The sequence below is a fragment of the Neisseria sp. P0020.S003 genome (assembly GCF_051957095.1).
GTDB classification, from domain to species: Bacteria; Pseudomonadota; Gammaproteobacteria; order Burkholderiales; family Neisseriaceae; genus Neisseria; species Neisseria subflava.
Genome location: NZ_JBQCWU010000002.1, coordinates 244,265 through 251,835, shown reverse-complemented (window position 1 = coordinate 251,835; position 7,571 = coordinate 244,265). Strand labels below are relative to the sequence as shown.

The following is a 7,571-nucleotide window of genomic DNA, read 5'->3' as shown; positions in this document are numbered from 1 at the left end:
TTCGGACCAAGGTGTGCTGTACCGTACGGCGGGGTATAGGGAATTGCTTGCGGAGCATTCCATGGTTCAAAGCATGTCGCGAAAGGCGAACTGTTGGGACAATGCGCCGATGGAAAGCTTCTTTGCGGTGTTGAAGACGGAGTGTTTCTATAACGCAGGTGAATTGACGGTAGATGAATTGATGAAGCAGATAGATGACTATATGGATTACTACAACCGGGAGCGTTGCAGTTTGAAATTGAAAAAGCTGAGTCCTGTCGCATACAGAACCCAGCTTGCACAGAGCGCCTGAAAAGGCTTTTATGAGTGTCCAAGATTTGGGGGCCAGTTCAAACCTTTTCAGACGGCCTTTTTATGGCTTCAAGCAAACGGATTTCGGGTTTAACCGAAAAAGCCCATTTTGACTTGAATGAGTTTTTCCAACTCCGGCAGGACGCGGCGGCGTGAGACGAAGAAGATAATGTGGTCGCTGTCTTGCAGGATGGTTTCGGTGTGGTGTCCCATGATGACTTCACCGGTTTCGCCGCGGACGATGGCGGCGATGTGGCAGTCGCTCGGCCATTTAATGCCGCTGATACGGCGGCCGACAATGGCGGAAGTATTTTTATCGCCGTGTACCACCACTTCAATGGCTTCGGCCGTACCGCGACGCAGAGGATGGACGGCAACGATGTCGCCGCGGCGGATGTGGGCGAGGATGGAGCCGATGGTAATCAGATGGGGGGAAACAACGATATCGATTTTGTTACCTTCAAGCAAATCGACGTAGCTTGAGCGGTTGACGATGGTAATTACGCGTTTGGCACCAAGGTTTTTCGCCAACAGGCTGGACATGATGTTGTTTTCGTCATCGTTGGTCAGCGCGCAGAAGACGTCGATTTCGTCGATGTACTCTTCGTCCAGCAGAGTTTCGTCGGTGGCGGAACCTTGCAGGACGAGGGTGTTGTCCAGATTCTCGGCAAGCCATTCGGCGCGGTGGGGTTTGTATTCGATGATTTTGATGTCGTATTTGGACTCGAGCTGCTTGGCGAGGCGGTAGCCGATGTTGCCGCCGCCGGCAATCATGATGCGGCGGGTACGCGCTTCTTTCGGACGCAATTCGCGCATGATGGCTTCAACGCTGTTGATGTCGGCGGCAAACAGGACTTCATCGCCTTCGATGATGACGGTTTGCGGGGTGGGGACGATCAGGCGGTTGTTGCGGTAAACGGCGCAGATTTGGCAGTCCACACCTTCGGGCAGGTGCTGGTTGATGTCGGTAATTTCGCGGCCGATCAGTAAACCGCCTTTGCGTGCTTGAACAATCACCATGCGGACTTGGTCGTTGGCAAAGCTGAGTACCTGCAATGAGCTGGTGTAGTTGAGCAGGCCGACGAGTTGTTCGGTAACTAGCTGTTCGGGGCTGATGGTTTCGGTAATGCCGAAGATGTTGAGGCTGCCTTCTTCGGGTTTGTCGCTGCCGGCAACCGGATATTCGAGGTATTCGCTTGAGCGTACGCGTGCAATACGGCTGGGGATGTTGAACAAGTCGGCGGCGATTTTGGAGGCAACGATGTTGGTTTCGTCGCTGCGGGTCAGGGCAAGCAGGAGGTCGGAGTCCGCCGCACCTGCCTGTTCGAGGGTAAAGGGCGATGCGCCGTTGCCGACGATGGTTTGGACATCAAGGCGGCTGCTGATACGGTTGAGCGCTTTTTCGTCGATGTCGATAATAGTGACGTCGTTGCTGGGAACGGAGGCAAGGTTTTGGGCGACGGTCGAGCCGACTTGGCCGCTGCCGAGGATGAGTATTTTCACGGTAATTGAGTGTGTTCGGTAAAAATGAAATTGTAACAAAAGGCCGTCTGAAATTGGAGTTTTCAGACGGCCTGAATTTTCTTAATCAGCTAAAGAGTTACCAGTAGCCCAAAACTTTCCACCACAAGATACCGACAGTGCAGAATATCAGGATTTCAAGCACACTCATGATGAAGCCGGCTTTCCACCATTCGGTCATGGTCACATAGTTGGAGCCGTAAATGACAGGAGCGGAACCAGTGGCGTAGTGGGTCAGTGACATCATGATGCCGGTAGCGGATGCCATAACCAGGGCGAACAGCATGGGCGGTGCACCCAAGGCTAAGCCTGCGCCGTAGAATGCGCCGAACATGGCGGTAACGTGTGCCGTGCCGCTGGCGAAAACGTAGTGGGCGTAGAGGTAGGCAAGCATCAACAGGGTGCAGCCTGCTTCCCAACCCAAGCCCATGTGGGCAATACCGCTTTGCATGGAGTCGGACAACCAGCTGATGAGGCCCAGTTTGTTGAGGAAGTTTGCCATCATCACCAAGGCCGCAAACCAAACGATGGTGTCCCACGCGCTTTTTTCTTTCAGCGCATCTTCCCAAGTCAGCACGCCGGTCAAAAGGCACAGGCTCAAGCCGAGGAAGGTGGTGGCGGTAGCATCAACTTTCACGCCGAACAGCATCTCGGGATTGGGACGAGTGGGCGGAATTTTATAAACCGTTCGTAGCATCAACTTTCACGCCGAACAGCATCTCGGGAATACCCGCCCACAACAGCAGCAGAACCAGGAAAATGCCCAGCATGATTTTTTCTTCACGCTTCATCGGTCCCATGGCAGCCAAATGCTCTTTTGCCAATGCAGTGGCGTTAGGGGTTTGTTTGATTTCAGGCGGATACAGGAAATACAGCACCAGCGGCATCAGCCGCATAGCAAGCAGGCCGGGTACGACCATCGCCAAGAACCAAGTACCCCAAGAGAGTTGGATTTGCGAATTGGTGGCTTTGGCAACCAATTCGACTACCAGCGGATTGGGTGCGGTAGCAGTGATAAAAATCAGACAGGTAATCACGTTGGAGTGGAAGTTGACCAAAGAAAGGTATTTACCGATTTTGCCTTCCGTGCCTTTTTCAGGATCGCAGTCGAAGCTTAAGGCAATGGATTTCATAATCGGATGCACAATCGCACCGCCGCGCGCGGTGTTGCTCGGCGTTACCGGGCCGATGACCAAATCGGCCAAAGCCAGGCTGTAACCTACGCCCAGCGTGCGTTTGCCGAAGAGGGAAATCAGAAGGTAGCCGATACGCATCCCCAAGCCGGTTTTCAACAAACCGCGCGAGATGATGATGGCGATACCGATCATCCAGATTAACGAGTTGTTGAGGCTGCTCAGAGCGTCTTTGGTTGCGTCGGCGGCTTTTTCGTTGGTCACGCCGGTCAGCGCGACCAAGGTAATGCCCAAAATCGCCATTGCACCGATAGGCATGGCTTTGCCGATGATGCCGGCAATGATGCCGACAAACAATGCCAAAAGATGCCATGCGTCAGGCGATACGCCTTGAGGAACGGGGATAACGAACCAGATAAGCAGCGTCAGCACAAGTGCGACCGCAGCAGGAATTGGCTTGAAGCCCATGTTGAGTCTCCTAGTTTGAGGTATCGGGGAAATCGGATTTCAGACGACGTGTGCCTGATTTTGGCGGGGAGAGGTCGTCTGAAACGTATTTGGGTGTGGTTATTTTTATGTTTTTCTTTTGGGGTGTTTGGGTAATGCGTATTTTTGTGTTGCCATCTTTTTCAGACGACGTTTTCTTAAGGTTATTGCGTTTTGCCCTCTCCCTAACCCTCTCCCACGGGGAGAGGGGATAGATTGCAGGAAGTCCGATAATGGTTGATTTTTAGTACCATCATTCTCTCTCCGTGGAAGAGGGGCAGATTGTAGAGAATCCGATAATGGTTGGTTTCAGCACCATCATTCCCTCTCCCCGTGGGAGAGGGCTAGGGAGAGGGTAAAACCTCAGATTTAGCAGGTTCAGTTGCGAAACCCAACAAATACTGAAACCCTAATCATCATGTTGGTTCATATCCCAATCTACAGGTATTTTTCAGACGACCTCCTATATAGAAAAGGCCGTCTGAAACGCCGTATCGAATTAATCCTGCTCCGCCGGCAGTCCCTATTCTTCGGGGAAGGTGCGCAGCGAGTTTTGCAATACGGTAACCGCGCCGTCAATCAGGCCGCAGCGGCCGCTTCGGGGCAGCAGTTGGCACAGGCTTTGCAGGGCGCGGAGGTCGTCTGAAGTGCCGATGCCGGTATCCACGCGGTTGAGCAAGCGTGAAAGTTGGAACGTGCCGCCTTTGCACGGCGGGCATTGTCCGCATGAGTTGGAGGCAAAAAATTCCACATACTCGGACACTTTGCGCACGACGCTGGTGCCTTCGGAAATCACAATCATCGCACCCGTACCGAGGCTGGATTTGCGTTCGCGCACGGACACGAAGTCCAAAGGTACGTCCAAATCTTTCGCGGTCAGAAGCGTGTTTGACGGGCCGCCGGTGAAGACGGCTTTAAACGTGCGGCCCTCGAGCATACCACCGCCGTGGTCGAAAATCAGCGATTGCAAGGTTGTGCCCATCGGCAGTTCGTACAGACCCGGATTCAATACGTCGCCGGAAAGCGAGTAGAGTTTCGTGCCTGCGGCATCGCCCAAACCCAGCGATTTGTACCATTCCGCGCCTTTGGCAAGGATTTGCGGGATGTTGGCGAAGGTTTCGGTGTTGTTGATTAAGGTCGGTTCGCCTTCTACGCCGCTTTCGGCGGGGAACGGCGGCTTGCGGCGCGGGAACGGGAAACCGCCTTCCAACCATGAAATCACGGCGGTTTCTTCGCCGCCGATGTAGCGGCCTGAAGTTTCGACCAATTTCAGGTCTAAAGGTTTGCCCAGATAGTTTTCGATGCGGATGAACAAATCGCTTTTTTTCCACTGCTCGATGGCGGGTACGATGGCGGCGACAGATTCGGTCTGGTGCGGGTTGACATACATAATCGCTTTGTTGGCGCGGCAGGCGACGGCGGCAATCAGGACGCCTTCGATGACTTGGTGCGGCGTTTTAGCCAGCAATACGCAGTCTTTGAACGTACCCGGTTCGTCTTCGTTGGCGTTACAGACGACGTATTTGTCGCCGTGTTTGCTTTGGGCGGCAACGGCCGCCTCCCATTTGCGCCAGGTCGGGAAACCCGCGCCGCCCATGCCGCAAAGGTTGGCATCTTGCAGCTTGGAAACGATGCTTTGAGGATCGGCAAGCGCCGCCAGCAGGCCTTCGCCGCCGCCGACTTTGCGCCACGCGGCCAAATCCGCGCCGACTTGGCGGGACGGGTGCAGTAAGTTTTGATTGGCTTGGTTCATGATTGTTGCTCCTGCAAACCGGCGTGTTCGCGCAAATCGAATTTGCCGTAGTCGGGATATAAAACGGGGGCTTTGATGTCGCTGGTCAGTCCGGCGCGGGTCATTTCGCGTTGCAGATCGTGGACGTGTCCGACACCGCCGCGCACTTTTTTCAGCGGCAGGCCGCAATTGGCAGCGGCTTTACCCGCGCGGCGGCCGAAGCTGATGATGTCCAAAAGCGCGTTGCCCATCAGGCGGTTGCGGCCGTGGATGCCGCCGGTTACTTCGCCGGCGCAATAGAGGCCTTCGACGCAGGTTGCGCCGTCGCCGTTGATTTCGACGCCGCCATTTTGGTAGTGCAGGGTCGGATGAATCATCACAGGTTCGACGGCGGGGTCGATGCCGCATTTATGGGCGACGTGACCGAGTGTTACCAAACGGTTCAATACGTCGGGGTCGTTTTCAATCAGGCGCGGGGTGTCGAGGAACACGCCGACCTGTCCGTCGCGTACTACGCCGCGGCCTTCTCGGCACTCGCGCAAAATGGCGGCGGCAACGACGTCGCGCGGCTGCAATTCGTCAACGAAACGCTCGCCCAAGCCGTTGACCAGTTTGGTCCCTGCGGAGCGCACGGCTTCTGAAATCAATGCGCCCGCCAAGTGCGGCGGATGGGCGACGCCGGTCGGATGGTATTGGAATGAATCGATGTCGCGCAGTTTCGCGCCGATGCGGTATGCCATCACCAGACCGTCGGCGGTTGCGCCGTAGTGGTTGGAAGTGGCGAAACCCTGCAAATGCAGCCGTCCGCTGCCGCCGGTTGCCAAGACCACGGCTTTGGCGTGAACCAATACCAAAGAGCGTTTTTCCAAATCGTACAAAATCGCGCCGACGCAGCGGCCGTGTTCGTCCGACAATAATTCGATGGCGGGGTGGCGGTTGAGCTGGGTGATGTTTTCGTCGAGTTCGACCGCCTCGCGCAGTACGCGCATCATTTCGAGGCCGGTAAAGTCGCGGTAGCTCAGGATGCGCGGCACGGTCGTACCGCCCGCACGTTTGCGGCTCAACATACCGTTGCTGTCCGCGCCTTTGGCAAGGTCGAAAGTCATGCCCAAGCCGATCAGCCAGCGGATGGCGGACGGCGCGTCGGTAACCATTTGCGCCACCAATTCTTTTTTGCCTGCGTTGTGGCCGCCTTTGATGGTGTCGTCAAAGTGCTGCTGCAAGCTGTCTTCCGCGCCGACAGCCGCCTGAATGCCGCCTTCGGCCATCACGGTATTGCTGTCGCCGATACGCAGCTTGTTCGCCATAATTACGCGCGCACCTGCTTCGGTTGCAGATAATGCCGCCGCCGCACCCGCACCGCCGCCGCCGATAACCAGCACGTCGGTGTTCAAGTGTTCCGCGCCCGACAAATCATAGTCGTCAATCAGGGGATGACTGATCAGCAGTTTTGCCAAATCAGGATGGCAGTAATCGCCCGTGTTCGGGCCGATAGGCAGTTTGACACGCGCATTGGCCTGATAGTCGGGGTGAAACTGGCTCAACAATTCGTTTTTTTCCGGCAGGTCGCCGCGCAGTTCCAATGAGGAAGCGCGCAGGTTGGCAAGGGCGGTTTCGTAGTCTATACCTTGGATTTCGTTCGCCATCACATTGCCTCCTCTTCAAATTCGACTTTCATTTTGCCGCTGTCGATTTCGCGCAGGCGGCGCATCAAATCCACAGGGCGTAATGTACGCGCCGCTCTCATACGGCGTGCGAACAGGCCCAAGTGGTTCGGACGGATGTGTTCGGGGCAGGAAAGGGTGCAGAGGTTGCACATCACGCATTGGTCGAAGGTCAGCGCAGCCGCACCAAAATCTTCTGATACCACTTGCGCCACGCCGTTTTCCACTTCCAAACCTTTGGGGCAGGCGCGGTTGCAGCCGCCGCAATGACGGCAGTGTTGCGCTTCGGGGAAGGCTTTGGCGGTGTCGTCCAGCCAGTTCCAGCCGTCGCCGACCTCGCTCACGTCGTAATATTGGATATGCTCGGGAATGAAGTAGTCCAAGAAGCTGACCTGCATCCCTTCTTCGACTTTGGTTTCACACGCCAACGCAGTCGTTACCTCACGCTCGCCTTCCTTGCGGATCATGCAGCGGCACGAACCGCACACGCCTTGCCCCATACAGCCGACGTTGGCAGTAATTGCGCTGCCGGCACGGGCATAGGCCTGAATGATTGACGAGTCGGCGGAGGCTTTGACCTCGTGGCCGTCTATGGTCAGGGTTAACAAGTTTTCACTCATGGTTTGTTCCTGTGAAATTGGAAGTTGGAATAGTGGATAATTTAATTAATTGTATTTTTATTACATTTATTGCGTGTGAGGAAATATCCAAGTTATTTACTCAGAAATTCTTTTAAAATCAATA

At 55.2% G+C, this 7,571-nt stretch carries 5 protein-coding genes and 1 pseudogene; 1 reads left to right on the top strand and 5 read right to left on the bottom strand.

Translation table 11 applies throughout. The features are described from left to right. Positions 1 to 292: transposase (locus tag ACTHTQ_RS02895; protein ID WP_440363034.1), on the top strand; the 292-nt coding region annotated here is incomplete at its 5' end. Between the two features lie 89 nt (positions 293 to 381). On the opposite strand, the gene trkA is transcribed toward ACTHTQ_RS02895, so the two are convergent. From trkA to ACTHTQ_RS02870, 5 genes and pseudogenes are all read right to left on the bottom strand, one after another. Further along, the gene (gene trkA / locus ACTHTQ_RS02890; RefSeq protein WP_440363033.1) at positions 382 to 1,794 is read right to left on the bottom strand and encodes a Trk system potassium transporter TrkA; all 1,413 of its coding nucleotides are present in this window, start codon (positions 1,792 to 1,794) and stop codon (positions 382 to 384) included. Between the two features lie 97 nt (positions 1,795 to 1,891). Continuing rightward, a pseudogene (locus ACTHTQ_RS02885) lies at positions 1,892 to 3,413 on the bottom strand (DASS family sodium-coupled anion symporter). A 541-nt stretch (positions 3,414 to 3,954) separates the two neighbouring features. Beyond that, on the bottom strand, positions 3,955 to 5,184 hold the full coding sequence (locus ACTHTQ_RS02880) for a complex I 51 kDa subunit family protein (RefSeq protein WP_440363032.1): 1,230 nt from the start codon (positions 5,182 to 5,184) through the stop codon (positions 3,955 to 3,957). Next, complete coding sequence (locus ACTHTQ_RS02875; protein ID WP_440363031.1) at positions 5,181 to 6,809, bottom strand: FAD-binding protein; 1,629 nt, start codon at positions 6,807 to 6,809, stop codon at positions 5,181 to 5,183. The genes ACTHTQ_RS02880 and ACTHTQ_RS02875 overlap by 4 nt, the downstream gene beginning before the upstream one ends. Further along, entirely contained in the window at positions 6,809 to 7,447 is a 639-nt protein-coding gene (locus tag ACTHTQ_RS02870; protein WP_440363030.1) for a 2Fe-2S iron-sulfur cluster-binding protein, read from the bottom strand. Before ACTHTQ_RS02870 ends, ACTHTQ_RS02875 begins: the two co-directional genes overlap by 1 nt. Between the last annotated feature and the right edge of the window lie 124 nt (positions 7,448 to 7,571).

Coding starts and splice junctions, on each gene's coding strand:
- ACTHTQ_RS02875 (WP_440363031.1), bottom strand. CDS start 6,809: ATGGCGAACGAAATCCAAGGTATAGACTACGAAACCGCCCTTGCCAAC.
- ACTHTQ_RS02880 (WP_440363032.1), bottom strand. CDS start 5,184: ATGAACCAAGCCAATCAAAACTTACTGCACCCGTCCCGCCAAGTCGGC.
- ACTHTQ_RS02870 (WP_440363030.1), bottom strand. CDS start 7,447: ATGAGTGAAAACTTGTTAACCCTGACCATAGACGGCCACGAGGTCAAA.